At 56.7% G+C, this 1,692-nt stretch carries 1 protein-coding gene and 2 pseudogenes; 2 read left to right on the forward strand and 1 reads right to left on the reverse strand.

Features of this window, described 5'->3' with window-relative positions; genetic code table 11:
• Window positions 1–127: pseudogene (locus DVH23_RS23145) on the forward strand (IS5/IS1182 family transposase); the annotation flags it as partial.
• 220 nt (window positions 128–347) lie between these two features.
• On the opposite strand, the gene DVH23_RS23150 reads toward DVH23_RS23145, so the two are convergent.
• The gene (locus DVH23_RS23150) at window positions 348–1,343 is read right to left on the reverse strand and encodes an IS110 family transposase (RefSeq protein ID WP_114579687.1); all 996 of its coding nucleotides are present in this window, start codon (window positions 1,341–1,343) and stop codon (window positions 348–350) included.
• 216 nt (window positions 1,344–1,559) lie between these two features.
• On the opposite strand from DVH23_RS23150, the pseudogene DVH23_RS23155 reads away from it, so the two are divergent.
• Window positions 1,560–1,692 (forward strand): annotated as a pseudogene (locus tag DVH23_RS23155) (IS5/IS1182 family transposase); the annotation flags it as partial.

A 1,692-nucleotide genomic window follows, 5' to 3' on the forward strand; every position in this document is an offset into this window, starting at 1 on the left:
CTGGGAACAGGAATACCGGATGCGTGAACTCCGTCACCTGCTCCGCCGAAGCGCGGAGCAGGTGGGCTGGAGTGGTGAAGCGGCCATTGACGCGAGTGGCTTCCAGCGCGATCAAACGAGTTACCACCTATGGGAATTCTGCTACCCGGCCAAACCACGGTTGACGACATAACATTTTGGGCTGTGTAAATACCGTTTCATGGAATGAGGAAAATCAGCAGACAGCGGAGCGATATCGCTCTGACCTGGCGGAAGGCGGGAGACTTCTTGAGCGGGAGCTGTGGCTGTCGCGGTCCGCAGTCTGTCCACTGAGCGCCGCCAGGAGCGGCGCTCAGGTCATCGCCTCATTATGGTACACCCGGTGGATCGTACACCTCCGTTCGATCGAGCATATGATAGATTGATACCAGCAACTTCCGAGCGGTTGCCACGATCGCTTTTTGCGATTCTTTCTTTCCTGCTAACCGATCGTAGAATCGACTCAAGTACTCGTCTTTACACGTATGAACCGCTGTCCGAGCACACTGAACGAGGATCCATCGGACTCGTCCTGATCCTCGCTTTGAGATCCCGCCCTCGAACCGCGAGTCGCCAGACTCGCGGATCACTGGGTTCAATCCAACGTAACTCACGACCTCTTTATCCCCGTCAAATCGATCAATCTCGCCGAGTTCGGCGTAGATCATCAACGCCGAGTAGTAGCTCACGCCGGGAATCGTCATGAGCAGCTGGGTCTCCTTCAGAGACCCAGCGCGCTCTTCGATCGTCGCTTCCAAGCGCTTGATCTCCTCGGTCAGTGTCTCGATCAACTTCAGATACGACGCTAACAACTCATCCCACGGAGCCGGGAGCGAGAGTTCCCGCAGGAACTCTCGTCCCTTCACAGACAGCGGTTTCACGCTCTCCGTGATGCCGTGATCAGACAGCAACCCATGGATCTTATTCGCGTACTCGGTACGGTTCTCAACCAGCTTCTGTCGCCCGCGCACGAGTGCGCGGGCTTCCCTGATTTCCTCGGGTGGTACGTAACTCTCCGGAACTGAGCCCAACCGAACCATCCGCGCGAGTTCTTTCGCATCGACTCGATCGGTTTTCTTGTCCGTGTCGGCGATCAGGGTCAGTTTTCCGGGATGAGCAACAGTGACATCCAGATGCTCTGACAGCGTATCGTGGATGTGGTAGTAGTTGCTGGTCGCCTCGATTGCGGCTTCGGCGCCAGCATACCGCTTGGCGAGGTCATCGAGGTTCGCGTTTTCGACGCGAACCTCTTCGATGATCTTCCCGTTCTCATCCATTACGGCGACTTGTGCGTACCGCTTGTGAATGTCGATTCCAAGGAACATGGAGTATCACTCCGGGACGCCGGTGCGTGAACCAGAGACTCACCTATTCGGGCTTTCCCGGCTGCCGCTCCCGGCGGCAGCCGGGCTGTGACGCCCAAGACTCGGCTTCCTACGCACTCGGACCAGTCACTACCACGTGCTCGGTGGCACAGGTAACTTGTCGGTCTCTTGCGTCCCATACTTGGTTCACGCTCTCATGGGATAGCAGAATTTCCATCGAGTCACTACCGCGATCGCGCGAACTTCTCGTTCCAGTCGATGAAGACGACGATCTTGATTGACGTGCACTCGCTTGCGATCAAAGACGTTCATTTCACGACGAAGAAGGCGTGGGACGGCCATATCGGAA

Origin of the sequence: Saliphagus sp. LR7, from assembly GCF_003344565.1 — an archaeon.
GTDB classification, from domain to species: domain Archaea; phylum Halobacteriota; class Halobacteria; order Halobacteriales; family Natrialbaceae; genus Saliphagus; species Saliphagus infecundisoli.

Excerpts from the sequence above, each read along its gene's own strand:
- DVH23_RS23150 (WP_114579687.1), bottom strand. The coding sequence starts at position 1,343 with ATGTTCCTTGGAATCGACATTCACAAGCGGTACGCACAAGTCGCCGTA.